Genomic DNA, 25,709 nt, shown 5'->3' with positions numbered 1-25,709 from the left:
GAGGGATCACTTAAAGACAAGCAAAAGTCTTTCAAATAAAATCAGCAACGATTCCTTAGCTCAGCTGGTAGAGCACATCACTTTTAATGATGGGGTCCTGGGTTCGAACCCCAGAGGGATCACTTAAAGACAAGCRAAAGTCTTTCAAATAAAATYAGCAAYGATTCCTTAGCTCAGCTGGTAGAGCACATCACTTTTAATGATGGGGTCCTGGGTTCGAACCCCAGAGGGATCACTTAAAGACAAGCGAAAGTCTTTCAAATAAAATTAGCAACGATTCCTTAGCTCAGCTGGTAGAGCACATCACTTTTAATGATGGGGTCCTGGGTTCGAACCCCAGAGGGATCACAAAAGACAAGCGAAAGTCTTTCAAATAAAATTAGCAACGATTCCTTAGCTCAGCTGGTAGAGCACATCACTTTTAATGATGGGGTCCTGGGTTCGAACCCCAGAGGGATCACATAAAGACAAGCAAAAGTCTTTCAAATAAAATTAGCAATGATTCCTTAGCTCAGCTGGTAGAGCACATCACTTTTAATGATGGGGTCCTGGGTTCGAACCCCAGAGGGATCACAAAAAGACAAGCAAAAGTCTTTTAAATAAAATTAGCAACGATTCCTTAGCTCAGCTGGTAGAGCACATCACTTTTAATGATGGGGTCCTGGGTTCGAACCCCAGAGGGATCACTAAAAGAACCATCAAATTATTTTGGTGTTTTTTTTTATATCCTATAATAAATCTCCCCAGATCTCATTTTATGTTCAGAATTAGATTTTAAACAAGAGATTGCAAAATGTTTAAACTAAGCTCTTTTTAAAGCGGGAACCCAAAAGGTATTTTTTGAAATTAGGTTCAAGTGGTGATTCCATTCGTTTACTTTTTCAATATTCTATCTGACTCTAATCTTCTTTTCAACATTTCTAAATAAACGTCCTCAACATGTGCTCGAGCCCAAGGTGTTCGTCTTAAAAATCCGAGACTCGATTTCATTGTAGGGTTGTATTTAAAACAGCGAATATTGACACGATCTCCAAGATATTCCCAACCATAATTTTCTACCAAACGTTCTAGAATTTCAACTAATTTCACGCCATGCAAAGGATTACTCAATTCTTCTTCGGTAGCTTGTCTCCTATTTCGTCTAGCAGGCCTCTTTTCATTTAGCTCTTCGTTTGTCTTGGGCTTGAACTCTATATCTGATTGCTCCTGTGATTTCTTCTGTTTATCAGTCGACTCGTTCTTGTTATTATTTTCTATGTCCATTGTTGGTAAATGTGTTCTTGTATTCGTTTATAAAATGATGCACTAGTTTATAATATTGACATTAATAGGGAAATTTTGAACATGTATAATTCCACACTTAAAACACCTACAGTGGTCTAAATATAAGGTGTTTGCTTTTCACAACACCAACTTTTCAAGTTTCTATAATGTATATAAATTACTATCATCAACAAAATTAGTACTATCTGCCAAATGCACTATAATTTTTGTTGAGAGTAGTTATTCATTAAATGTATCAAATATCATTTGCAATAATTCACGCATTTCTTTCCAATCTGCATCATTAATTTTACTTCTATCATTTCTACACTCTTTTATTTTCTTCTTAAAATCCTTTTGTACTTTAATTTTATCTATAATCTCGCCCTGGTACTTTTTAAGCTTAGAATCATATCCTTTCCACTGAATTGGAATAAAACTATCCTCGTGTAGAAGAATATCTGTCCCCAAATACATTTCAATACTACCAGCTAATCCATTTATATCCATATTAGTTATTCCAGTCGGTCCAATTGTTGGATAATCATTAGCAATTTCGATTTTAGGATATTGCTTAATTTTAATATTAGGTGGAATTTTTGTTCTAGCTAAGCCACCTATCGCTGACTCAGCTGCTGTATCATTATCAAATAAAGCAATAATTTTATTCCTAATGTCAGCACCAACAAAAGATTTTATACTTGCAACTAAAGCACTTGCACTCCCAGAAGCATTTGAAGCACCAAAATCCATAAAAGAATAATAACCTGTCAAATGTGGATATAATAATTCCAATGAATCTCTTATTATATTAATATCGGTAGTGCCCTCTGTGAGAATTAAAAATTTATCTCCAAGTTCATAATCAAATGATAAATTTCCAATTACTTCATCATAAACCTCTTTGGGCTCTTCTTTGTAATATCCATGTTCAATCAATTCAGTAATGTCATAAGTAATCAAAACATCAGGTGGTGTCACTTCTAATAAAGCTCTTAAAAGAGTTCTTTGGTCATAACTATACGGAAACCTATCAAGTCCATTACCATACTCTATTAAATAAGGAATAATTGGGTTGATGTCTTTGGGTAAATTTTCTTTTTTTACATCGTAGCCATAATTATGCTCAAATATCTCTTTAACAGCCTCAATAAAATCATCAAATGAATTATTTTGAAGAATTTGAATTTCATTAGTTATTGTTGCATTCATTTCGGAAGAATCATTGAACCTATCAGTTTCAAGCCATTCTTTAAACTGACTTAACGATTCCTCTTTTGACTCTTCAAATCTTTCTTTCGTATAATCCAAAGTAAAACCCATGACATTTAATCTGTCACGTATGTTTCTTGCTGAATTTATATATTGTACTGCTTGTTCTTTCTCATCTTCTTCATCTTCTCTTCCAAACAATACTTGAATTCTTTCTCCAACCTTTCTCTCGTAAACCTTTAAATCCTCTGATTGAAATAAAGAAAGTAAAAATGGATCTATTTCATTCTTGGTTGTTGCTATTGGATAATCTTTAATATATAATTCGCAATATGAACCCATTTTTTTATATTATTTAGTAATGTTGCATTTTAACTGCCCCGACTAATTTATAACAACTATATGGCTCTTATTTCTTGTCTATCTTTTGAAAAGATGTAGTTATCCTACCCTATTAAAAGCTAACAACAATAAAAGTTTAAGTTCGCTAAAATTAAAGATAAATTCGACTAAATAAGATTCAAAAACCAAATAAATATTCTACATAATATATACTTTGGCATAATTTGAATTGCTATCAGTATATATTCTCTTCTTATAAAAAAGAGATTAGCTTTGTGTTTATACATTTCTTAAACGCATATCATATATTAATGGAAGTTTTTATCAACCATACATCAGTCCAAATATTCAAAGGTGCACGTCTTAAGCATGCTATTTTAAAGTATTCTAAAGAAAGTTATAAGCAGCTCATGAATAAACAAATTGAGTTCGAAGATGAAAAAGGCAACCTAATGGATGAAGATGGGCAAGTTTGGAAAGGCATAAAACTATTTACAAAAATAAAGCAAAATGATTAAATCGATTAAAAGCCTATTATTACTCTCTCTTCTACTTATACTTGCGTCGTGTAGTAACGATTCATCCAATACAATTCCACAAGAAGTAGAAAAGGTAAGTGAAAATATTATCATTCTACATATGAATGATATACATGCAGACATTAGTCATTTCCCTAAAATAGCAGCATATGTTAATGAGCTAAGAGAAACAAATGATAATGTTTTCTTATTCTCAGCTGGAGATTTATTTAGTGGCAATCCTATTGTAGATCAACACAGTAAACCTGGATATCCCATGATTGATTTAATGAACAAACTTCAGTTCGATGTCTCAACAATTGGGAACCATGAGTTCGATTATGGACAAGAAACTTTGAATGATCGAATAGACCAAGCTAATTTTCCATTTATATGTGCCAATATAGATGCTGAAAATGCAGAATTAAATCAACCTGATGCATACACAACAATCACAAGCAGCGAAGGATTTAAACTTATAGTTTTAGGTCTTATAGAAACAGGAACTAAGATTGGTGATCGCTATATTCCGTCCACACATCCTAATAAAGTAGAAGGAATCAATTTTCCATATTATAAAACGGAGATCAAGAATTATACAAATCTAAAAAAGAATGATAATCTATTTATTGTATTATCACATTTAGGTGAAGGTTCTGATGTTAAATTAGCTAATGATAACGATGAGATTGACCTTATAATTGGTGGACATTCACACACGGCTATCAAAACGCCTTATGAAGAGAATAATGCTTTAATCTGCCAAGCTGGATCTAAGGGAAGATATATAGGTCGTATAGATATAGAAATTAAAGATGGACTTGTACTTTCAAAATCAGCTAAACTAATAGAAGTAGAAAAACTGACTGAAACAGATTCAGAAATTGCTTCATTAGTTAGCAAATACAATAACAATCCTGATCTAGACAAAGTAATCGTTCAAAATTTAGCCAAATTCAATAATAAAGATGAGATAGGTGCACTAATGACTGATGCAGTTAATTGGAAATTGAATACAGATATTGCTTTTCAAAATTCAGGTGGAATTAGATCGTGGCTACCTCTTGGTGATATTACGGTTAAGCATATTTACGAATTAGATCCCTTTAATAATGAGATTATCATTTATGAAATGACCTGTGATGAAATTCGTTCACTAATTAGTGGCACAGGAAGCGGTGATTTAAAAGTAGCTGGGATAAATTATCGCTACATGGACCAAAATACAATTCAACTTGAAAACTATAATGGAACTAAATTGGATGAAAGCAAAACCTACAAAGTTGGCCTAAGTTCTTATATCGCAAGTGCATATACTTTTGATCATACCGATGAAGGACAAAATTCATTTATAACAAGTGCTAATTGCTTAATTGATTTTCTTAAAAATGAAAAAGAGATTAATTATTCAGGCGTAAAACGAATTTTTGGTACGAAGTAAATTTCCACTGAGGCCTCTATAATTAACCCTTTGGGATAAAAAATATGAACGAGACAAAGACATATGAAAAGGGGATAAACTAAACAGCTTATCCCCTTCTCTTATAATTAGGTCATTATTGTTTTTAAGACAAACCTGTAATTACACCATTTTCGTCAATATCCATTCCTTCGGAAGCTGGTACAGAAGGTAAACCAGGCATACGCATCATTTTACCTAAAATTGGAATAATGAAACCGGCTCCTGCTGCTATCTCAAATTCACGCACTGTCACCACAAAACCTTTAGGACGACCAATTAGCTTTGCGTCATCAGAAAAAGATTTCTGAGTTTTAGCCATACAAATCGGTAATTTATCCAAGTTTAGTTTTTCAATCTTTTTGATATCTATCAAAGCTTGTTTTGAAAAATCAACACCATCTGCGCCATATATTTCACGTGCAATTGTTTCGATTTTCACTTTAATACCATCGCTGTGCTTATATAGAGGCTTAAAATTATTCTTATTGGCTTCCACTTCATCAACAACAGCTTGTGCTAGAATTAAAACACCATCTCCCCCCATTGCCCAAGCTTTGGTAGGAACGGCATTCACGCACACTTCGGCACAAAGTGCTTTTACCAATTCGACTTCTTCTTCAGTATCTGAGATAAAATTATTAATTGATACAATTGGGTTTAAACCAAATTTCCGTGCATTTTCAATATGCTTTTCAAGATTAACAAAACCTTTTTTCAAACGATCTAAGCTTGGGGTATTCAATTCATCCAACTTAGCGCCACCATGATAACGTAGAGCTCTAATCGTAGCAACAATAACCATCGCCTTTGGCTTTATATCGCCTGCGACACATTTAATGTTCAAGAATTTCTCAGCGCCAAGATCTGCACCAAAACCAGCTTCAGTAACAACATATTCTGATAATGAGAGTCCCATTTTTGTCGCAATTATAGTGTTAGTTCCTTGAGCAATATTTGCAAATGGACCGCCATGAATAATAGCTGGATTTCCCTCAAGTGTTTGAACAAGATTAGGCATAATAGCATCCTTTAAAAGTAGAGCCATTGCTCCTTCTGCCTTTAAATCACGTGCATAAATGGGCTTTTTATCGTAAGTATATCCAATAAATATATTAGCTAATCTGGTTTTAAGATCAGTAATACTTGTTGCCATACATAAAATTGCCATCACTTCGGAAGCAGCGGTAATATTGAAGCCATCCTGACGAGGAACACCATTAGCCGTCCCTCCCAATCCGATCACTATATCGCGAAGTGTTCGATCATTCATATCAATCACTCTTTTCCAAACAACCGTACGCGGATCAATATCTAGATTTCTAGTTTTGCTATGAATATTATTATCGATTAGGGCTGCTAACAGATTATTTGACTTCTCAATAGCAGAAAAGTCACCTGTAAAATGCAGATTGATATCTTCCATTGGTACAACCTGAGAATTACCACCACCAGTAGCTCCTCCTTTTATACCAAAAACAGGACCTAAAGAAGGTTCACGCAACACAACAGTCGCTTGTTTCCCAATTTTATTAAGACCTTCGGTTAAGCCAATAGAAACAGTTGTTTTTCCTTCTCCTGCTGGCGTTGGAGTAAGCGCCGTAACCAATATTAGATTACTATCATTAGCCTTCTTATTATCTATTAAATGCAAAGGCAACTTAGCTTTATACTTTCCATAAAGCTCTAAATCATCTTCATTAATATTTAATTTATGTGCAATTTTAGTTATTAGCTTCATTTGAGATGCTTGAGCAATTTCCAAATCACTTTTCGCTGCAATTGAATTATCTAGAACTGTCCTCATATGTGAAATTTTAACTTTACAATTAGTATTTACTTTATTAGCATATTACTTGCTAATTGTCTTTGTGACACAAAATGCCGAATTTAAGAAATTAATAAATGAGCACAGCCATGATATCTAATCTAAAAAGATTTAAAATAAGCTAAAAATATCCTCAACAAGGATAAGATAAATGTGAAAATTTATTTGATTATTCACTTCCTTAAGAATTATGAAGTACATTCAAAAAACAGAGGATTAATTAAGAATAATATCATACAAAAAAAGGGATAAACATCATACGTTTATCCCTTACTATACTTAACAAATATTCTTATTTCTTGAATAATGGATCAGCACCAATGGTTCCAACCAAACTCTTAAGATAAGCTTCTGTTTTCACATGAGCTAGGTTCTGTTTACCTTTCTCTAAACGAGTCTCAAGATCCATTTTAGCATTCCATTCGATATTCTTTTTATCAGTAATAAACTGATTTAAATACTCAATTTGATTTGTATAATATTGAATATCGATCTCTTGCTTACGCTTCAATCGAGCCTTATACCAATCAGAATTAAGAACCACATCTCGATCGAACATCTTACGCAATTCCGGATCACTAATATCCTTACCATCATACTGACCAAAAGCCATAATGCTTAATAAGACTTGTAATGGTGGAATTGCAGCAGAAACACTATCATCTTTAAAATAATTGATAGCTACTTTTTCTTGAGCTTCAACAATATTATTGATACCATCAGCAAAATCATCCATATCCTGAAGTTCTGGTTTCAACATTTTTTCGTTGAATACATTCTGAGGCTCAACAAAAATTCTATTCAAATAACGGAATAAAAAAGCTTCAGTAATACGATAACCTAAACGACTAGCTTGAATTGTTTTTCCTTTATATTCAAAATCATCTATCTTCTCAAGAGAACCTTCTTCAATTAAACGTTTTGGATCTCTACTTTCTTCACTCAAACGACACCACAATTCTGGAATCAATAAAGAAACATCATGATCGAAACGGTTTTCGTTTCCAACGTAGCCTGCTGCTGAAGAAAAGCCCTGATATCCTGTAATGATATAAGATAATAAAGCATTATTCAAGTCGGTAGTAGGACTCAACATGTTAAAAGGTCCTTTGGTTAAGGCTCCCTCGGTTCCAGCTCCTGTAGTTGATGGAGATTTACCTGTTAAAGAACAAATAAAATCCATAAATAACTCAGGTAACTCTTGGTAATGAATTGGATTGTAAACACTCAAAGCACGAATCCCAGCCTTCTTATCAGCAGGATTATTACGACGTCCTGGTAAAACGGCATTTACAGGATGATGAACAGGCTGATCCATTGGAATCTTTCTAGCCAAACGAACACCAATTTCGGCCAATTTATCATCAATAGGATTTACCAAATCAGGACGAATTTGAAGATAACGTGGATTCTGAGATGGTTTTCCATCTACAATTCGAGTATGAGATGGTGTTATAAAATAATTATCCTTCTCGCTTGTTGCACCCTTTTTAATTAGCTCTTGAATTGGCTTGGTGTACATATCGAAATTAATAGCATCAGACATTAAATTCTGACCATCTTTTTTGGTCATAGGCTCGTAATTCGAAGTAAAGTTACCTCTCATCGATAAATCAGACTCTGCTTCCTTATCGTAACCTCTATTAACCGCTTCATCGGGACGTTGGAAAAAACGACGTTCACAATTCGTTGTAATCTTAACCGACTTATTATCGTAAGCCTTATTCAAATTAGGCAAACTGCTTACAGGCAACACAATGGAAGCTGTAATATCATCTTCCATCTGAATTTTAGCCGAAGCAATAAAATCTTGACGAAGCTTATGTAGAAACCATGAATTGTCAGTAGCAAAACCAATACGTAAATAACTGGCTACAATCTTACGGTTATTATAAAGTAATTCGTGACCTTTTTTACCATTAACCATATCAACCGAGAAATAATCTCTCCAATTGTTTCCCATACGTCCTTCACGATAAAAACGTTTAATAAACAAAACCAATCCTTTTACATGATCAGGAATAGATGTTAAATAATCGTTGTAATCATCAGTATAATATTTGGATGGTGTTAGAAGTTTTACAACCGAACCTAAAGATCTTTTTGAATCTAATACAGAACGAGATGGCTCTACACGTTCAGCATGATTTATCCATCTATGTGTGTAATCGTATCCAAAAACCTTATCAGCCATATCGAAATCCTTATCCATATCTTGAATAAAGAATGAACTATAAATAATAGCATTCAATAAAGATTTTGAAATTTCGGATTTACCTCCTCCAGAAACAGTACATGGTTTATGACAGAATGTACCTTCAGCATAAGTACTTACCAATCGCCACGATGGAGCAGCTGGATGTTTCTCCATAAGTAACTTATAGCCTGATGGATGAACGTAATGATGATCAGGCATTAATCGGATAGACTGGTCTTGACCGTCTTTTACCCAACTTATAGTACTCTTATATAAATCAATTTTGGCATTTTCATCGATATAAATAATATTACTATACTCCTTATCGATAGCATATCCTTCTGATTTTACAATAAGACTTTCACCAAATTGTTCAACGACATCTTTTAAACAAAACTGTTTTTTAAGAATATTCTTCATAAAAAGAGCTCCATCGAAACTATCTCCTAAATTCTTACGTGGAAATGCAATGGCTCCTCCAGAATGCTCCTCTTCTGCCAAACCATAAAGATTTGCAGAGAAACTAATCTGAGTTTTAATCTCTTTCTTAGAATATCCAAAGTAATTATCAGCAATAAGCGTAATAACAAGCCCCTCTTCACTCCTACAAGTTACTTTAAAAGGTTGTCCTCCATTATAAAGTTCACTTTCTTCTTTCCAACAAACACCATCAGTACGTTGTCGCTCTGTAGCATCATCATAATGAGGTAAACCAATCTCCTTTTTAGTGAGTTGTAAAAGCTGCGGTGCTAAAACAACACAACCCGAATGACCTGTCCAATGTTCAATATCTAAACCAGCATCATTCGATGGAAGAGATGGATCGCCAGCATTACCAAAAATAGATTCAACAAAATCAAGATTACTAACTAAAGATCCAGGCGCAAAAAAACGAACTTCCATTGCCTTCTCAGAGATGACACCTTTAACCTCAGGGCAAACTACTGGACGCAATAAAAGAGAAACCATGATTTTAGCTTTCTCATTCTGTGCCGAAGTAAACGGAAGTGTATTTAAGTCATCTGGTGGGTTAAATGCAGATTCTAAGAATTTTACAAATGCGGCCTTAGGTAATTCTATTTTATCAAGCGGTGCAGGTAAATTACCCTCTACAATATGAAAAGAACCTTTAGTTGTTCTTCTATCATGTTTCGGATTATGCAAAACACCTTGTGCTATACGATATGAACTTAAATATTCAGTTATATATTCATTTTTATTAGGTGGCAAACTTAGTTCGCGAGCAATTCCCTCTTTATCCAAAGTAAACGTAGATGTAGGAATCTGAGGTATTTTTTGATCTATATCCTTAAAATAGTTATTCAAAAAATTCTGAATTCTTTGATCTGAAGGACAAAGATGATCAGAAAGCAAACGTGACTTAGCTCGATAGCTTTGAATCAAACTATCTGTTAATTCAATAAAATTATCATCGCACAATCCTTCTTCTTTATGAGTAAAGATTGGTTCTCCCATTGCTGCCAATTGCAGATTAATGTAACGAATCATATTTTTCTGATCTTCCTCTCCATTATGAGATTGAATTTCACGATAAGTAGTTTTAATATTATCCATATATTGAATTTTAATTCTTTTTTAATATGTGTCCGTACCAAATTTACAGAATTTTAAGCTCTAATAAAATGCATATAGAAATTCTTTAACTCAGTTTATCATTTTAAAATTCAATATATTTTATTATATTATAAGGAATTGAATCGAAAACGATTTAATAGAAAGAAATAATTCTAGATTTTATATTCTTTTATATCAAAAAAGGAGTTTACCCATCTAAAACGATGAATAAACTCCTTATTTATAATATTAAATTTGATATTTTAAATCAAATTAAGACTTTTTTCCCTTTTTTAAAAGCTTGATTAAGCCAACAAATAAAGTATATGTAGCAAAAATTACGATCAATAATCGTAATATCAATTTCAAATCGTAATTGCCTTCAGCTACCAAAATATCACGAGATAATGCAGGAATCATAAATACAATTATAAGGAATAAGACTACAACTTGAAGCCAAAGAAAAAAACTTTTTATTTTAGGATATTTGGACTGTTTTTCCTGTGGTAACTCTTGTGCTTGTTTAGCAAATTTAGATCGTTGAGATTTATGAATTTTAGGTGCTTCAACTTTTTTCTTAGAGAATTTCTTTTTTAACTGTATTCCAAGTAAAAAAGCAAAAATACTCATTCCAACTACGATATAAATTTCCTTATTCATTCTGAATTTATTTTAACATATTTCACTTAAAAATGTGTTGTATAAGATTTCATTTCTTTACGCTTAGAACTTACATTATCACAAACCTTATCCAGTAAATTCCAAAACGATTTCGAATGGTTTTTCTCAATAGTATGGCACAACTCATGAAGCAATACCATATCAATTAAATGTTCAGGTAAACGCATTAAATGGAGATTTAAACTAATATTATTGTCTCCTGAACATGAGCCCCAACGTGTACTTGCATTTCGAATTGACACCTTCTTGTATTTAAAACCACATCGCTGTGCCAATTCTTCTAATCTTTTGGGTAAAACATCCTTAGCTTCCCTACGTAAAGTTTCAATTATAATTTTCTTAACAAACTCCTGAAACCCTTTGGTCTTCATATCAAAGTTCTCAGGATAGTTGATATGAATTATGCCTTGTTTCACACTTGCTTTCACTCCATTTACCCGAGTAGGATTCATCTTTAATTCATGGTACTTTGTCTTAAATACAGTATTAGAATCAAAAAATACATCTTGCTTTTCTTTATCTTTAATTCTTATACTTTGTTTTAATATCCAATCTTTATGTTTAAGAGCAAAATCTATAGCCGTTTGCCAATCAATTTGAGGTGGAACATTAAGCCAAATACCCTTATTAGGTGCCATTCTTATGGATAAACGTTTAAATCGTGTATCTTTTTTAAGGCTTAATTCACCTAATCCTTCTATTTGAATTTTCTTCTCAATTTTCATGTGTTCATTATTTGATCTTAAAGTATCACATAGAAGTTGTAATATAAAATCGCTAGACTGTTTTAAATTAACAACAAGCTTGTCTCATACATATAAAAAAATAGCTTTACCAAAAAGGCAAAGCTATTAGAATTATTTTGTTTCAAAAAAAGCTTATGCTTTAATCAATTCACTTAAATTAGTGAATGATGTATCAATATTCGAAATTAAATCATTGAATATTGACTTATAATAAGCTTTCACCAATTTTGGATTATTCTTACCATCAGGATGGTTCACACGAGCAACAAGGCTATTGCGATTTGCAACCGTTTCTTTAATGATATCTATTACTTTTTCTTCATTTTCTGAATGTAGGTATATATGATTGTAGCAATCAGAAATAACTTCAAAAGTCAAAAAATCAATATCTTTTTTTAATTTTCTTCTACTCGCCATAGCTTATTTATTTATGTTCTTATTCTAAATTCTCTGCAAATATACTAAAATTGATAAAATAAGCATCACCTAAATTAGCTATATAAATATAGAATATTTGAAAAAGATTATTATAAATTTCATAAAAAAAACGCTACACAAAGCCTATGTTTACTGCTATTACAATACTATGCCTAGTTCTAATTAAAAATAAATTAGTCAATCACATTTGTTTTTGTAAATATTATTTTAATCTTTGTGACAGAATAAAACACAAAAACATGCTATTTTCAATTTTACATCGTCATCATCATTTTTACTTACCTCAGGTGAGCCGATGATGTTATGTGAAAATTTTAAATCATAAATTTATAACTATCAACGCCAACCTGACATCAGGTTGGCGTTTTTGTTTTGTCAACTTTTATAATTAAACAAAAATAAAACACAAAATTAAAATCACATAATAATGACTTTCATAACACGACATCATCGCCATCATCATTTATACTTACTTCAGGTGAGCCGATAATGTTATGTGAAAATATTAATTCATAAATTCATAACTATTAACGCCAACCTGACTTCAGGTTGGCGTTCTTGTTTATAGCTATTTCTGAATTCAGGTTTTATAACAAAAAAGACAAAATGACTACAAAATTAAAAATTGCCATTCAGAAATCAGGTAGACTTCAAGACGATTCTCTTAAAATTCTTAAAGAATGTGGCATCTCAATTGATAACGGTAAAGACCAATTAAGAGCACAAGCACAAAACTTCCCATTAGAAGTTCTTTATTTGAGAAATTCAGACATTCCTCAATATGTAAAAGACGGCGTAGCTGACATTGCCATTATTGGTGAAAATGTTGTTATTGAAAAACAAAAACAAGTTGAAGTTATACAGAAGCTTGGTTTCTCGAAATGCCGATTAAAAATGGCTATTCCAAAAGATGAAGATTACACTGGATTAGATTATTTTAATGGTAAAAAAATTGCGACTTCCTATCCAAATTCACTGCAAGCCTTCTTAGATGCTAATAATCTAGATTCAGAAATCCACGTTATTTCAGGTTCTGTAGAAATTGCTCCAAATATTGGACTTTCGGATGCTATTTGCGATATTGTAAGTTCTGGAAGTACATTATTCAAAAATGGACTTAAAGAAGTTGAAGAAATTCTCTCATCAGAAGCTTGTTTGGTAAAAAATGCAGACATTTCAGATGAAAAGAATGCAATTCTCACTGACTTACTATTTAGAATGCGTGCTGTATTAGCTGCAAAAAACAACAAGTATTTACTACTTAATGCACCTAACGATAAAATTGAAGCCATTAATAAGATTTTACCAGGAATGAAAAGTCCGACAGTAATGCCTCTTATGGATAAAGGTTGGAGCTCTATTCACACTGTGATTAACGATAAAGATTTTTGGGAAGTTATTGAAAAACTTAAAGCCAACGGTGCTGAAGGTATTTTAACCATTCCAATCGGAAAAATGATTCTTTAATTCTAAAATTTCAAGACAATGCAAACTATAAAATACCCAAAGAAAACCGATTGGAATACAATTTTAGCTCGTCCAAATATAGAGTTAGAGGAAATGGATGAAGTTGTAAATCAAATTTTCAAAGAAGTTAAAGCTGACGGTGATGCAGCTTTAAAAAAATACACCTGGTTTTACGATAGAATAAGGATTAATGAGTTAGTTGTAAGCCAAGAAGAAATTGAGGAATCAGAACAATTAATTTCAGAAGAACTAAAGAATGCAATTCAATTTGCGGCTAAAAATATTGAAAAATTTCACAAAGCTCAAAAAGTAGAATCAAAAGTTATTGAAACGACTGAAGGTGTGACTTGTTGGAGGAAATTTACACCAATCGACAAGGTGGGTTTGTATATCCCTGGAGGATCTGCTCCCCTATTCTCTACAGTACTCATGTTAGGTATTCCTGCACGCATTGCAAATTGTAAAGAAGTCATTTTATGTACACCTCCAAATAAAGATGGTAAAATTAACCCCGCAATTCTTTATGCCTGTAAATTGGTTGGTATTAAACAAGTTTTCAGACTAGGAGGTATTCAAGCTATTGGTGCTATGGCTCTAGGAACAGAATCTGTACCTAATGTATATAAAATTTTTGGTCCGGGAAATCAGTTTGTGACAGCTGCGAAACAAACTGCCAGCAAATTAGGTGTTGCCATCGATATGCCAGCTGGTCCTTCTGAGGTTCTTGTAATGGCTGATGAAAGTGCCGTTCCTGAATTTGTAGCTGCCGATCTTTTATCACAAGCAGAACACGGTCCTGATAGCCAAGTTGTATTGCTTAGTTGGGATGAACAACTTTTGGATTCAGTTCAACTTGAATTAGCCAAACAGCTAAAAAACATTTCGAGAGTAGCTATTGCAACAAGAGCTTTAGATAATTCTAAGATGATACTTGTTAAATCATCACAAGAGGCTCTTGAAATCAGCAATCAATATGCGCCAGAACACTTAATCATTTCGGTTAAGAATGAAGATGAGATTATAAATGGCATTCAAAATGCAGGTTCAGTCTTTATTGGTAACTACACACCAGAAAGTGCCGGAGATTATGCATCTGGAACCAATCATACACTACCAACTAATGGATACGCCAAATCATTTTCAGGTGTGGGACTTGGCTCATTTATGAAGAGTATAACTTTTCAGAAAATTACGCGTAAAGGTTTAGAAAACTTAGGCCCTAGTATCGAAATTATGGCAGAAGCAGAACAATTGGAAGCTCACAAAAATGCCGTTAGTGTTCGTCTAAATAAAATTTGTCAAGAATAAGCTTAAAATTAAAACAAGATGAATTCAAATTTCAAACTAGAAGATCTAATTAGAAAGAACTTAAGAACACTCACTCCCTACTCTTCTGCGAGGGATGAATTTTCAGGTACAAGTTCTGTTTTTCTAGATGCAAACGAAAATCCTTTTAACAATGGTGTTAATCGTTACCCCGATCCTCAGCAATGGAAACTGAAAGAACGTTTGGCTGAGATTAAAACCATTTCTGCCAAGCAAATGATTTTGGGTAATGGTAGCGATGAGATTATTGATTTATTGATGCGCGTTTTTTGTCAACCATCTAAGGATAAGGTTATTTTATGCAAGCCCAGTTATGGTATGTATAAAGTAGCCGCACAAATAAATGATCTAAAAATAATAGAACTTGAGTTAGATGCCAATTTTCAACCTGATGTTGAAAAAATACTACAAAACAATGATAGTAAGCTCCTATTTCTTTGCTCGCCAAATAATCCAACGGGCAATCTAATTGACAAAGAAGTATTCGCAAAATTATTATCCGAATTTAAGGGTCTTATTGTTTTAGATGAAGCCTATATCGATTTTGCTGGTGATGCTAGTATGGTCAAAGATCTTAGTAAATATCCAAACCTAGTTATCCTACAAACTCTATCAAAAGCTTGGGGAATGGCTGGTATTCGTTTGGGTATTGGCTTAGCATCAGTTGAGATTATCCAGATCTTAAACAAAATTAAACCACCTTATAATGTTAACGTTCTTACTCAGAATAAGGCACTTGAGCTCTTGAGTAACGAAGAAACTTATACAGAAAAAATAGATACATTGCTTGAAGAACGGAATTCAATGCTAAATGAAATGAAAACCCTTTCATTCGTTAAAAAAGTATTCCCATCTCAAGCAAATTTTATTCTTATTAAAGTTGAAAATGCCAATAAACTTTATAATTACCTTATTGAAAATGGAATTGTGATTCGAAATAGAACAACAGTTGCCCTTCTCGAAAATTGTTTACGAATCAGCATAGGGACACCTGCAGAGAATCAACAATTATTTGAGGTACTGAAAAAATTCCAAGAACAATAAAACGCTAACTATTCAACCAAAAAATAAATCAATTCATGCAAAATACATCACAAAAAACGAAAGTTCTTTTTATCGATAGAGATGGTACGCTTATTATAGAGCCACCAGTCGATTTTCAAGTGGATAGTCTAGAAAAGCTGGAATTTTACCCTGGTGTTTTTCAAAACTTAAGCAAAATTGCTTCTCAGCTCAATTTCGAATTGGTTATGGTTACCAATCAAGACGGTTTGGGAACAGATTCTTTCCCGGAAGCTGACTTTTGGCCTGCTCAAAATAAAATGATGCAAGCTCTAGAAAATGAAGGAATCTCATTCAATGATATTATTATAGACAAAACATTCCCAAAAGACAATGCTCCAACTCGTAAACCAGGAACTGCCCTTTTAGAACAATACTTTTCGGATGAGTATGATTTAGAAAACTCATTTGTAATTGGCGATAGATGGACAGATGTTGAGTTAGCTAAAAATCTAAATTCTAAAGCTATTTTCGTCGATGCAAATGACAGTACTTTGAACGATGATAAAGAATTAGCTGACAGAATTGCACTTAGAACAACATCGTGGGCAGATATTTATAAATTTTTACGCTTAAGTGAACGAACCGCTGTAGTAGAAAGAAATACACTGGAAACACAGATTAAGGTAGAATTAGATTTGGATGGAACTAGCCAAGGAAAAATCAGTACAGGATTAGGCTTCTTTGATCACATGCTTGAACAAATTTTAAAACATTCTGGTATTAACTTATCTGTAACCACTGTAGGTGATTTAAACGTTGATGAACACCACTGCATCGAAGATACAGGTATTGCCTTAGGCGAAGCCTTCAAAATAGCATTGGGAGATAAACTTGGTTTAGAACGTTACGGATTTTGTTTACCTATGGATGATTGTTTAGCGCAGGTTGCTCTCGATTTTGGAGGCAGAAACGAACTCGTTTGGGAAGCAGATTTTAAACGAGAAATGGTTGGAGATATGCCAACTGAAATGTTCTCTCACTTTTTTAAATCGTTCAGTAATGCAGCCTTATGTAATCTAAACATTAAGGCAGAAGGCTCAAATGAACACCACAAGATAGAAGGTATTTTTAAAGCCTTTGCACGAGCCATTCGTATGGCCATAAAACGTGATGTGAACAATTTACAACTACCCTCGACCAAGGGACTTTTATAAAATATAGACATGACCAAACAAAATATAGTTATCATCAACTACGAAGCTGGTAACATTCAGTCTGTAAAGTATGCACTTGAGCGACTAGGCGTATCAGCAGAAATTTCAAATTGTGAGGCTACAATTAAACATGCAGACAAAGTCATATTTCCAGGAGTTGGTGAAGCTGCTTGGGCAATGAATGCGCTTAAGAAAAATGGTTTGGATAAATTGATTCCTCAATTAAAACAGCCTGTATTAGGTGTTTGCTTAGGCATGCAATTAATGTGTGCCAGTTCAGAAGAAGGTAATACAAAAGGATTGGACATATTTCCTGTTGAAACCTTAAAATTTCCAGCTGAAGACAAGGTGCCTCATATGGGGTGGAATCAGTTAAATCAACTAAACGGAGATTTATTTAAAGGTATTAAAAACAATGACTTCGTCTATTTTGTCCACTCCTATTATGTTCCTGTAAACAAATACACAACTTCTGAGACCAACTATATCAGACCATTTTCAGCAAGTCTTCAGAAAGATAATTTTTATGCCTGCCAGTTTCACCCAGAAAAATCAGGAGATATTGGTCAGGAAATTTTAAGCAATTTTATAAATCTATAAGGATGACAAATATAGAAATTATTCCAGCTATCGATACCATTGGAGGCCAATGTGTACGGTTGAGTAAGGGAGATTACGATACGAAAATTATATACGATTCCAATCCTTTAAATGTGGCGAAAGCATTTGAGAAAGCAGGTATCAAACTATTACACTTAGTCGATTTGGAGGGTGCCAGATCAAAACATATTTGCAATGCACCTGTTTTAAATGAAATAAGTAAAAACACAAATCTTAAAATAGATTTTGGTGGCGGATTAAAATCTAAGGACGATATTGATTTAGCATTTAAATCGGGAGCTGACCAAATTACACTGGGCAGTTTAGCCGTATCAGATCCTGAACTTTTTGATATTTGTTTAGAAAAATATGGTCCAGAACAAATTATTTTGGGTGCCGATGTTAAAAATGGCTTTATTGCCACCTCTGGATGGGAAAAAGATTCAGGTATTGAACTCTTCGCTTTTCTTAAAAAGTATATGAAAAAAGGAATCAGAAGAGTAATTTGCACTGATATTTCGAAAGATGGCATGTTACAAGGTCCTGCAATTGAGCTTTATAAATCTATATTGAAACAATTTCCAGAAATTGAGCTTATTGCTAGTGGTGGCGTTTCTTGCATAGAAGATGTTAGAGCTTTAAACCAAAAAAATTGCACTGGAGTTATTATTGGAAAGGCTATCTACGAAAATAGAATTAAAGTAGAAGATTTAGTTAACGAATTTATAAAATAGCCATGCTAGCAAAACGAATTATTCCATGCTTGGATATTAAAGATGGTCGCACCGTAAAAGGCATCAACTTTGTAGACCTGAAAGATGCTGGCGATCCTGTTGAGTTGGCTAAAGCTTATGCAGAAAAAGGTGCAGATGAATTGGTTTTTTTAGATATCACTGCGACTCACGAAAAACGTAAAACCCTACTCGATATGGTTGGGAAAGTGGCTCAAGTTCTAAATATTCCTTTCACCGTTGGTGGCGGAATCAGTAGCAGCGAAGATGTTGCTCAAGTTTTAAAAGCTGGAGCAGATAAAATTGCCATTAACTCATCAGCGGTAAGAAATCCAGAATTAATTACTGAACTTGCCAATCGATTTGGCTCACAATGCGTCGTTTTAGCTGTAGATGCACGTGAAACTGAAAAAGGTTGGGAAGTTTATTTAAATGGCGGACGAATACCAACAGGTATTATGCTTTTCGATTGGCTAAAGGAAGCTGAAAAACGTGGTGCTGGCGAGATTTTATTTACATCGATGAATCACGATGGAACAAAAAATGGATTTGCCAATGAAGCACTTGCTGAAATTTCGCAGATGATTAACATTCCTCTAATTGCTTCGGGAGGTGCTGGAAACATGCAAGATTTTGCAGACACATTCGTTAATGGTAAAGCCGATGCTGCATTAGCAGCCAGTGTATTTCACTATAAGGAGATAGAAATTCATGAACTCAAGCAATTTTTAAAGGAGAAGAATATTCCTGTCAGATTATAAACAAAAGAGAAAGAGTGAAAAAGTAAATGTGTGAGATTTTAATGGCACATTTAATTTGCTTGTTCACAATTAAAATCACGTAAAGAATAAAAAATAAATCCAATTATGAATTATACAGAATTAATCAATCAAATAGATTTTAAAAAAGGCAATGGACTAGCTCCTGCCATTATTCAAGATGTTCAAACTCAAAAAGTTTTGATGTTAGGTTATGTGAACAAAGAATCCTTAGAGAAAACTCTTGAAGAAAAACGCGTATGCTTTTATTCTCGTGGTAAAGAACGTTTATGGACCAAGGGAGAAACTAGCGGCAACTTTCTAAACTTTGTTAGTATGAGTTTAGATTGTGACCAAGACAGCTTACTTATTAAGGTTAATCCTGTTGGACCAGTTTGTCACAAAGGAACCGATACATGTTGGGGCGACACAAATAGAAGAACAAATATTGACTTTCTATTGGAATTGCAGGATGTTATTGAAGAAAGAAAGAAAAATCTGTCGGATAAATCATACACAGCAAGTCTGTTTAAAAAAGGCATAAACAAAGTTGCTCAAAAAGTTGGTGAAGAAGCTGTTGAATTAGTCATTGAAGCCAAAGACGATGATAAGGATCTATTTATGGGCGAAGCAGCAGATTTAATGTTTCACTATTTAGTTCTATTATCTGCTAAAAATTATAAACTTGAAGAGGTTGTTGACGTTTTAGTAAATAGACACAAGTAATACCAAACGAATAGAATCATGACGCTGATCAAAAATGATCTCATTATGATGTTTTTATTTCAATCATATTCTTATCATTAAAATCTGCGTCGAATCTTTATTTTGCAATATAAATAGACAACAAGAATAAATAAATTTCTGACGTTGATTAAAAGTGATTTCGTAATTATACTAGTATAAAAAAAACTTGACAAATATGTCTACTCTAATGTAGAACATGCTTGTCAGGTTTATTTATTTAAAGTCCTAAATTTATAATTTTAAAGGCTTATCTCCTACTTTTTCACCTCAACGGTTTGTGGAACAAGTTTAGGATTGTAGTTCAATTTGCCTTCAGATTGGGCAACAATTGCAGCGACGGTTGTATCGCCAGTTACATTCACGACTGTTCGCAACATATCCAAAGGTCTATCGATACCCAAAATCAATGCAAGACCTTCAATGGGTATACCTACCGATGAGAGAACAATAATCAACATAACAATACTTCCTCCGGGTATTCCAGGCGTTCCAATAGAAGACAAAGTGGCAGTCATCACAATCAATAATTGATCGTAAATATCTAAAGGTACTCCAAAAACTTGTGCTATAAATACTGCAGCTATGGCTTGATAACAACTTGTTCCATCCATATTAATAGTTACACCTACAGGTAAAACAAAACTCGCAACTTCGTTGGCAATTCCCAAATGATTTTCAGCTCTATCAAGCGTAACTGGAAGAGTTGCTGCTGACGAAGAGGTTGAAAAAGCTAAAAGTTGAGCTGGGCTAATCTTTTTATAAAAATCACGATACGAAATAGGTGTAAACAAACGCAAGAAAAGCGGATAGATTATAAAAATCATCACCAATAAACCCAAAATAACTGTAATAGCATATAAACCTAAAGCGGCAAACAAATCAATATCGCCAGAGAAATCTACAATTAAACCTGCTATAAGAGCAAAGACACCATAGGGTGCAAAAGCCATTATCAAATCGATAATCTTAAGAATAATAGCATCTATCCCATCAAAAAAATCTCGAACCACAGCAACCTGCTTCTTCTCCAATAAGACCATTGCAATTCCAAAAAGAATGGCAAAGAAGATAATCTGCAACATCTTAGTATTATCGCTGGCTGCTGCAAAAAAGTTAGAAGGAACCATATCGACTATAAATCGAAGTGGCGATTCATCTTTAACTTGTGCCGCTTGATCCTTTTTAATATCTACCGTGCTATGGTATTTTTCTTGAAGTTCGATCTTCTTTTCTTCGGGAAAAGTATTACCAGGTTGAATTGTATTCACTAATATTAAACCCGAAGTCACTGCAATTACAGTTGAAATCACATATAGAGAAATCGTCTTGAATCCAATACGAGAAAGCTTAGTTATATTAGAAAGACTAGAAATACCTTTAACCAACGACACAAAAATCAATGGAACAGCAATCAGTTTAAGAAGATTAAGAAAAATAGCTCCCCAAGGCTTTATCCAATTATAAGTAAACTCATCCCAACCAAATTGAACTGCAACAAGACCAGCAATTGCGCCTAATCCCATACCAATTAATATTTTTACATAGAGTGGCATCTTCTTCTTTGTCATATTCTATTTTTTTTATTAAGGTTTAAATATACAATAATTTACTTTTTTAGAATGATGAATTAAAAATTATGAGAATCTATGTCATATGTCGTTAAGTCCTTCAAAAATCAAATCCAACCAGTATCTTATTTAAATTTAGGCAAAAGAAAGCCCGAAAGTCAGTGACTTCCGGGCTTATATCTTTATAGAGTAAAAACTCTATTATTTCTTAACGAACTAGCAAGAACATCCGTTACCACATCCACCAGGAGCACATCCGTTAGCTTCAGCTTTAAGAGCATCCATTTCTTCTTTAGTTGCATCACGAACTTCAATAACTTCACCTTTAAAGAACAAATCGTCACCAGCTAATGGGTGATTAAAGTCCATTTTAATAGTTTCTTCACCAAGCTCAAGTACGATACCGTTCATACGACGACCTGAATTATCTTGCATAGGAACAACGTTTCCTACTTTAATTACTTCAGCATCAAACTCACCTTCTACTTCGAAGATGTTCTTTGGTAAATCAATAACAGCCTCTTCTGAAGCAGCACCATAAGCTTCTTCTGTAGCCAACTTGAAATCGAAAGCAGAACCTACAGATAATCCCATAAGATTTGTTTCGAATTTTTCTAACATTTGTCCAGCACCACAATGAAATGTTAATGGAGTTTCAGCAACTGCTTTCTCAACAATCTTACCATCAAGCTCAGTTCTTAGCTCATATATAACTGATACAACTTTATCTTTAGCAATAGTCATAACTTAAATCTTTTAATAATTGATAAATTTTTGCACAAAGAAAAGCTTTTTATTTTGCCTGACAAATAAAAAAAAGAGTTTTTGGTCTATTATTAAGACTTTATTAACACAAAATCCAGATATACTCTCGAAATGAACAATAATCTGATGATAGATTTACCTAGTTTTTATAAACTAAATTTCTTTTGCCAATCTTGATAATTATAAATTTAAACCGAACCTCACAGCTTGTATGCTGCAATTTACTAGTTGTATTATAACGAATACTACATTTAAAAAGCAAGTCAAAATTCTCGAAACAATAACAATTCCCTTTTTCGATTTCCGTAACTCTATCCCACATATTATCTCTTATCCTAAAACATTTTACAAAATATTTTCTCCAATATTTCAATTGATTTTATTTATACTCATTCAATTTAGCCTTTCTCGACCTTATTATTAAAAATTCCATCAATCATTCTTGTAAATATTAAACTGAATAAGCAATCTTTGTAAAAGATAACATTACAACAAAAAAAGTCAGCGATCAAATACCCATAATGGAAGAAATTAAGAAAAAAACTAAAAAACCATCGACGAAACACCAACCCAAAGGGCTTACCATTCTTTACGAAGATCAGGATATTATTGTCGTAAATAAGATTAGTGGACTATTGACCATGGCTAGTGCCCGTGAAAGAGAAAAAACAGCCTATTTCATATTAACTAAGTACGTGAAAAAAGGAAGTTTAAAATCTAAAAATAGAGTTTTTATTATACATCGTTTAGACAAAGACACATCTGGTCTCCTAGTTTTTGCAAAAACAGAGAAAGCAAAATTCTTCCTTCAGGATGAATGGCAAAGCTTTAGCAAAAAATATGTGGCAGTAGTAGAAGGTAAAATGCGTGAAAAAGAAGGCATTATAACTTCCTATTTGGCCGAAAATAGTATTCATCGTGTATTTTCGGTTAGAAATGCAGACAAGGGTAAATTTGCAAAAACAGGTTATAAGGTAATTAAGGAGTCTGAACGATTCAGCTTAATTGATATTCATTTATTTACAGGTCGAAAAAATCAGATTCGGGTCCATTTTTATGAACAAGGTTGTCCTGTTGCTGGAGACAAGGTTTATGGCGAAAAAAGTGTAGGCATAAAACGCCTTGCCCTTCATTCAGCCAAATTAACAATCAGACACCCACATACTAATAAAGAAATGACCTTTGAAGCCAGCACACCTAGTTATTTCAAACAACTCATAAAATAAAGAAATCACAACACATTTTAGTTATTAACAAATGATAACCCAATTCACGCTTGTGACTTGGGTTATTTATTTATCGATATTGTACATTCTATTTAGATATTTATTCCTACCTTTTGTTCAACATAAAGAGAAAATCATTGATTTTATCACCAAGTAATTATAACTGAATTGGTTGTAAATTACATTTAATAATGGAAGGTAATGTAAAAAAAATCAACCGATAAAAAACAAGAAATCGGATTAGGATTAATTCTTTATATGAAATTCATTCCTTAGATATGAGTTAAAAGTGAATTAAAATAGAGGGAAATGGTTGTATCAGAGTTTAACCAACAGACAGGTATCCTAGAATCTAGATTTGAAGGAGAACTAAAAATTCAAGACGCTTTAGATTACATTGAGTCTACAAAAAATAATAAAACATACCCTCGTGATCTAAAAATCATAACAGATACAAGGCAATCTTTCTTCAACGTATCCATTCTCGATTTACAAACCATAACTATCGAAAATGAAAGAACTCTAGAAAATTACAACTCAATAACAGAAGCTATTATTGTAACCGATCCTAATTCAACGGCTACTTCGATGTTTTACAAAGGGTTAAAAAGGTCTGCGAATTTCAAATTCAATCTTTTCTCAACAAAAGAAGCCGCATTAGAATGGTTAAACCAAATTAGATACTAACTATAAAACAATTCTATATTTCAATAAATTGTAGGGATCTTTCAATTTATACTACAATTTTTTATGGATTATCAATTTTTAAAAAAAACAATCCATTAATACTATAAAACACATTATGGTTATTACTTCCTGACAATTAATGATAATTGCAAGAATATTAATCACCTATACACTCCACATAATTGGAATTACCTATCGAAAAACCGATTATAGTATAACGATCTACTTACCAAATCAAAGCTTTATTGTATCCATAAATAATTTGTGCTACACCACATGAAAACATAATAAAAAAAAACTAGACTAAGAATTAAAAATTAATTCAAACTATGTCTATTTTGGAAGTGAAGATATATTTCAAAATATCAGAATTAAAACTTCGTAAACAACCCACAACACCCTCTAAAAATGAACGATACAGCTCGATTTACAAAATTTATTAACCTGAATTAATATTTTCCCATCCCAAGCCCTTCAATAATTATTGTTAGACAACAATAAAAATACAATTAAACAAAATATGCTTAAAACGAATAAAATATAAATATTATTTCGACCTTTGAACAAAACAAATAACATGGTAATAGATAAAATTGAAAATTCTCACCTTTACACAGGATTAAGTGATCGAATAGCGAAAGCGCTTGCATACATCAACAATACCGATTTAGAAAATACCAACATAGGGAAATATGAAATTGATGGCGAATTTGTATTTGCATTAGTTCAAGAATATAACTCAAAAAAACCTGAAGATTGTAGACTCGAAAGTCATTTTAAACACATCGACATTCAGTACGTTATATCAGGAACCGAATTGATGGGTATAGATATTCTAAAAGGACAAGTTCCTCATACAGTATACAAGGAAAAAGATGTTGCTTTCTATCCAAATGAGTCCACCCAGGTTGAGCTTTCACAAGGAGATTTTGCAATCTTATTCCCTTCCGATCTTCATCGCCCTTGCATTCAAAATAAAGAAAGCTCAAAAGTGAAAAAGCTAGTTATTAAAATCCTCTGTTAATTTTCAACAAGGTTATTATATAAATAGGTCAGGATCGTTTCTTTTAACATCCTGGCTTTTTTAGTATCTGTATATTTCTAAATCTATAGATAAGTTAGGTATCTATTTTTAGACAGAGATTATCATTATACTGCGTTCTTTACGGGATTGATTTGTCATTGTTGTTGTTGCTGAGAAAATTCATGAATTTTCTTTACAATATTGATATCAATACCATTATCGTTTACGGCATAGATATTAATCTCCAATATTCCATTATCAAAAAAATAATCGCCCAACGAAACAACAAGATGTATATGATTGTGTATAACAGACCAAACATTTATAATGAC

The 25,709-nt window shown here is 33.0% G+C and carries 22 protein-coding genes and 6 tRNA genes; 19 read left to right on the top strand and 9 right to left on the bottom strand.

Going from position 1 to position 25,709, the window contains the following annotated elements; translation table 11 throughout:
* Window positions 1–49: 49 nt before the first annotated feature.
* From EMN46_RS17005 to EMN46_RS16980, 6 genes are all read left to right on the top strand, one after another.
* A tRNA-Lys gene (locus tag EMN46_RS17005) sits at window positions 50–122 on the top strand.
* Between the two features lie 40 nt (window positions 123–162).
* A tRNA-Lys gene (locus tag EMN46_RS17000) sits at window positions 163–235 on the top strand.
* 40 nt (window positions 236–275) lie between these two features.
* Window positions 276–348, top strand: a tRNA-Lys gene (locus EMN46_RS16995).
* 39 nt (window positions 349–387) lie between these two features.
* Window positions 388–460: transfer RNA gene (locus EMN46_RS16990), tRNA-Lys, on the top strand.
* Between the two features lie 40 nt (window positions 461–500).
* A tRNA-Lys gene (locus EMN46_RS16985) sits at window positions 501–573 on the top strand.
* A 40-nt stretch (window positions 574–613) separates the two neighbouring features.
* Window positions 614–686: transfer RNA gene (locus tag EMN46_RS16980), tRNA-Lys, on the top strand.
* A gap of 187 nt (window positions 687–873) precedes the next feature.
* Here EMN46_RS16980 and EMN46_RS16975 read toward each other — a convergent pair.
* Both EMN46_RS16975 and EMN46_RS16970 read right to left on the bottom strand, forming a co-directional pair.
* A complete protein-coding gene (locus EMN46_RS16975; RefSeq protein ID WP_154202015.1) occupies window positions 874–1,263 on the bottom strand; it encodes a VF530 family DNA-binding protein in 390 nt (129 codons plus the stop codon).
* 240 nt (window positions 1,264–1,503) lie between these two features.
* Window positions 1,504–2,817 (bottom strand): HEPN/Toprim-associated domain-containing protein, encoded by a 1,314-nt coding sequence (locus tag EMN46_RS16970; RefSeq protein WP_154202014.1) that lies wholly within the window; start codon window positions 2,815–2,817, stop codon window positions 1,504–1,506.
* Between the two features lie 311 nt (window positions 2,818–3,128).
* On the opposite strand from EMN46_RS16970, the gene EMN46_RS16965 reads away from it, so the two are divergent.
* Together EMN46_RS16965 and EMN46_RS16960 are read left to right on the top strand one after the other, a co-directional pair.
* The gene (locus EMN46_RS16965) at window positions 3,129–3,335 is read left to right on the top strand and encodes a hypothetical protein (protein ID WP_154202013.1); all 207 of its coding nucleotides are present in this window, start codon (window positions 3,129–3,131) and stop codon (window positions 3,333–3,335) included.
* Window positions 3,328–4,776, top strand: coding sequence for a bifunctional UDP-sugar hydrolase/5'-nucleotidase (locus EMN46_RS16960; RefSeq protein ID WP_154202012.1), 1,449 nt, complete (start codon window positions 3,328–3,330; stop codon window positions 4,774–4,776). The genes EMN46_RS16965 and EMN46_RS16960 overlap by 8 nt, the downstream gene beginning before the upstream one ends.
* A 124-nt stretch (window positions 4,777–4,900) precedes the next feature.
* Here the strand turns inward: EMN46_RS16960 and EMN46_RS16955 are convergent, their stop codons facing one another.
* The 5 genes from EMN46_RS16955 to EMN46_RS16935 form a co-directional block, all read right to left on the bottom strand.
* Entirely contained in the window at window positions 4,901–6,601 is a 1,701-nt protein-coding gene (locus EMN46_RS16955; RefSeq protein ID WP_154202011.1) for a formate--tetrahydrofolate ligase, read from the bottom strand.
* Window positions 6,602–6,914: 313 nt separating this feature from the next.
* A complete protein-coding gene (locus EMN46_RS16950) occupies window positions 6,915–10,394 on the bottom strand; it encodes a hypothetical protein (RefSeq protein ID WP_154202010.1) in 3,480 nt (1,159 codons plus the stop codon).
* 273 nt (window positions 10,395–10,667) lie between these two features.
* Entirely contained in the window at window positions 10,668–11,054 is a 387-nt protein-coding gene (locus EMN46_RS16945; protein WP_154202009.1) for a hypothetical protein, read from the bottom strand.
* A gap of 26 nt (window positions 11,055–11,080) precedes the next feature.
* Window positions 11,081–11,800 carry a M48 family metallopeptidase gene (locus EMN46_RS16940; RefSeq protein ID WP_154202008.1) on the bottom strand — a complete coding sequence of 240 codons (720 nt, stop codon included), beginning with the start codon at window positions 11,798–11,800 and terminating at the stop codon, window positions 11,081–11,083.
* 153 nt (window positions 11,801–11,953) lie between these two features.
* A complete protein-coding gene (locus EMN46_RS16935; RefSeq protein WP_154202007.1) occupies window positions 11,954–12,238 on the bottom strand; it encodes a hypothetical protein in 285 nt (94 codons plus the stop codon).
* Window positions 12,239–12,865: 627 nt separating this feature from the next.
* On the opposite strand from EMN46_RS16935, the gene hisG reads away from it, so the two are divergent.
* From hisG to hisIE, 8 genes are all read left to right on the top strand, one after another.
* The gene (gene hisG, locus EMN46_RS16930) at window positions 12,866–13,726 is read left to right on the top strand and encodes an ATP phosphoribosyltransferase (RefSeq protein ID WP_154202006.1); all 861 of its coding nucleotides are present in this window, start codon (window positions 12,866–12,868) and stop codon (window positions 13,724–13,726) included.
* Window positions 13,727–13,744: 18 nt separating this feature from the next.
* Window positions 13,745–15,034: a histidinol dehydrogenase gene (gene hisD, locus EMN46_RS16925; protein ID WP_154202005.1), complete on the top strand. Its 1,290-nt coding sequence runs from the start codon at window positions 13,745–13,747 to the stop codon at window positions 15,032–15,034.
* 18 nt (window positions 15,035–15,052) lie between these two features.
* Complete coding sequence (gene hisC, locus EMN46_RS16920) at window positions 15,053–16,096, top strand: histidinol-phosphate transaminase (protein WP_154202004.1); 1,044 nt, start codon at window positions 15,053–15,055, stop codon at window positions 16,094–16,096.
* Window positions 16,097–16,131: 35 nt separating this feature from the next.
* Window positions 16,132–17,271: a bifunctional histidinol-phosphatase/imidazoleglycerol-phosphate dehydratase HisB gene (hisB, locus tag EMN46_RS16915; protein WP_154202003.1), complete on the top strand. Its 1,140-nt coding sequence runs from the start codon at window positions 16,132–16,134 to the stop codon at window positions 17,269–17,271.
* A 9-nt stretch (window positions 17,272–17,280) separates the two neighbouring features.
* Window positions 17,281–17,871 carry an imidazole glycerol phosphate synthase subunit HisH gene (gene hisH, locus EMN46_RS16910; protein ID WP_154202002.1) on the top strand — a complete coding sequence of 197 codons (591 nt, stop codon included), beginning with the start codon at window positions 17,281–17,283 and terminating at the stop codon, window positions 17,869–17,871.
* A gap of 2 nt (window positions 17,872–17,873) precedes the next feature.
* A complete protein-coding gene (gene hisA, locus EMN46_RS16905) occupies window positions 17,874–18,605 on the top strand; it encodes a 1-(5-phosphoribosyl)-5-[(5-phosphoribosylamino)methylideneamino]imidazole-4-carboxamide isomerase (RefSeq protein WP_154202001.1) in 732 nt (243 codons plus the stop codon).
* A gap of 2 nt (window positions 18,606–18,607) precedes the next feature.
* Window positions 18,608–19,363, top strand: coding sequence for an imidazole glycerol phosphate synthase subunit HisF (gene hisF / locus EMN46_RS16900; RefSeq protein ID WP_154202000.1), 756 nt, complete (start codon window positions 18,608–18,610; stop codon window positions 19,361–19,363).
* Between the two features lie 105 nt (window positions 19,364–19,468).
* Window positions 19,469–20,086, top strand: coding sequence for a bifunctional phosphoribosyl-AMP cyclohydrolase/phosphoribosyl-ATP diphosphatase HisIE (gene hisIE, locus EMN46_RS16895; RefSeq protein ID WP_154201999.1), 618 nt, complete (start codon window positions 19,469–19,471; stop codon window positions 20,084–20,086).
* Between the two features lie 275 nt (window positions 20,087–20,361).
* Here the strand turns inward: hisIE and EMN46_RS16890 are convergent, their stop codons facing one another.
* A complete protein-coding gene (locus tag EMN46_RS16890; RefSeq protein ID WP_154201998.1) occupies window positions 20,362–21,675 on the bottom strand; it encodes a dicarboxylate/amino acid:cation symporter in 1,314 nt (437 codons plus the stop codon).
* A 216-nt stretch (window positions 21,676–21,891) separates the two neighbouring features.
* A complete protein-coding gene (locus tag EMN46_RS16885; RefSeq protein WP_154201997.1) occupies window positions 21,892–22,419 on the bottom strand; it encodes a peptidylprolyl isomerase in 528 nt (175 codons plus the stop codon).
* A gap of 542 nt (window positions 22,420–22,961) precedes the next feature.
* Here EMN46_RS16885 and EMN46_RS16880 point away from each other — a divergent pair.
* The 3 genes from EMN46_RS16880 to EMN46_RS16870 all read left to right on the top strand — a co-directional run bounded on the left by EMN46_RS16880 (window position 22,962) and on the right by EMN46_RS16870 (window position 25,377).
* Window positions 22,962–23,666 carry an RluA family pseudouridine synthase gene (locus EMN46_RS16880; RefSeq protein ID WP_154201996.1) on the top strand — a complete coding sequence of 235 codons (705 nt, stop codon included), beginning with the start codon at window positions 22,962–22,964 and terminating at the stop codon, window positions 23,664–23,666.
* A gap of 309 nt (window positions 23,667–23,975) precedes the next feature.
* Window positions 23,976–24,353, top strand: a complete 378-nt coding sequence (locus EMN46_RS16875) for a hypothetical protein (RefSeq protein WP_154201995.1) — start codon at window positions 23,976–23,978, stop codon at window positions 24,351–24,353.
* Between the two features lie 577 nt (window positions 24,354–24,930).
* Complete coding sequence (locus EMN46_RS16870; protein ID WP_154201994.1) at window positions 24,931–25,377, top strand: YhcH/YjgK/YiaL family protein; 447 nt, start codon at window positions 24,931–24,933, stop codon at window positions 25,375–25,377.
* Window positions 25,378–25,709 lie beyond the last annotated feature (332 nt).

It is taken from the genome of Ancylomarina sp. 16SWW S1-10-2, assembly GCF_009669305.1.
GTDB lineage: Bacteria > Bacteroidota > Bacteroidia > Bacteroidales > Marinifilaceae > Ancylomarina.
The sequence above is the reverse complement of the archived record's forward strand: the minus strand, read 5'-3'. Positions and strand labels throughout refer to the sequence as shown.

Coding starts and splice junctions, on each gene's coding strand:
- EMN46_RS16975 (WP_154202015.1), bottom strand. CDS start 1,263: ATGGACATAGAAAATAATAACAAGAACGAGTCGACTGATAAACAGAAG.
- EMN46_RS16970 (WP_154202014.1), bottom strand. CDS start 2,817: ATGGGTTCATATTGCGAATTATATATTAAAGATTATCCAATAGCAACA.
- EMN46_RS16965 (WP_154202013.1), top strand. CDS start 3,129: ATGGAAGTTTTTATCAACCATACATCAGTCCAAATATTCAAAGGTGCA.
- EMN46_RS16960 (WP_154202012.1), top strand. CDS start 3,328: ATGATTAAATCGATTAAAAGCCTATTATTACTCTCTCTTCTACTTATA.
- EMN46_RS16955 (WP_154202011.1), bottom strand. CDS start 6,601: ATGAGGACAGTTCTAGATAATTCAATTGCAGCGAAAAGTGATTTGGAA.
- EMN46_RS16950 (WP_154202010.1), bottom strand. CDS start 10,394: ATGGATAATATTAAAACTACTTATCGTGAAATTCAATCTCATAATGGA.
- EMN46_RS16945 (WP_154202009.1), bottom strand. CDS start 11,054: ATGAATAAGGAAATTTATATCGTAGTTGGAATGAGTATTTTTGCTTTT.
- EMN46_RS16940 (WP_154202008.1), bottom strand. CDS start 11,800: ATGAAAATTGAGAAGAAAATTCAAATAGAAGGATTAGGTGAATTAAGC.
- EMN46_RS16935 (WP_154202007.1), bottom strand. CDS start 12,238: ATGGCGAGTAGAAGAAAATTAAAAAAAGATATTGATTTTTTGACTTTT.
- hisG (WP_154202006.1), top strand. CDS start 12,866: ATGACTACAAAATTAAAAATTGCCATTCAGAAATCAGGTAGACTTCAA.
- hisD (WP_154202005.1), top strand. CDS start 13,745: ATGCAAACTATAAAATACCCAAAGAAAACCGATTGGAATACAATTTTA.
- hisC (WP_154202004.1), top strand. CDS start 15,053: ATGAATTCAAATTTCAAACTAGAAGATCTAATTAGAAAGAACTTAAGA.
- hisB (WP_154202003.1), top strand. CDS start 16,132: ATGCAAAATACATCACAAAAAACGAAAGTTCTTTTTATCGATAGAGAT.
- hisH (WP_154202002.1), top strand. CDS start 17,281: ATGACCAAACAAAATATAGTTATCATCAACTACGAAGCTGGTAACATT.
- hisA (WP_154202001.1), top strand. CDS start 17,874: ATGACAAATATAGAAATTATTCCAGCTATCGATACCATTGGAGGCCAA.
- hisF (WP_154202000.1), top strand. CDS start 18,608: ATGCTAGCAAAACGAATTATTCCATGCTTGGATATTAAAGATGGTCGC.
- hisIE (WP_154201999.1), top strand. CDS start 19,469: ATGAATTATACAGAATTAATCAATCAAATAGATTTTAAAAAAGGCAAT.
- EMN46_RS16890 (WP_154201998.1), bottom strand. CDS start 21,675: ATGACAAAGAAGAAGATGCCACTCTATGTAAAAATATTAATTGGTATG.
- EMN46_RS16885 (WP_154201997.1), bottom strand. CDS start 22,419: ATGACTATTGCTAAAGATAAAGTTGTATCAGTTATATATGAGCTAAGA.
- EMN46_RS16880 (WP_154201996.1), top strand. CDS start 22,962: ATGGAAGAAATTAAGAAAAAAACTAAAAAACCATCGACGAAACACCAA.
- EMN46_RS16875 (WP_154201995.1), top strand. CDS start 23,976: ATGGTTGTATCAGAGTTTAACCAACAGACAGGTATCCTAGAATCTAGA.
- EMN46_RS16870 (WP_154201994.1), top strand. CDS start 24,931: ATGGTAATAGATAAAATTGAAAATTCTCACCTTTACACAGGATTAAGT.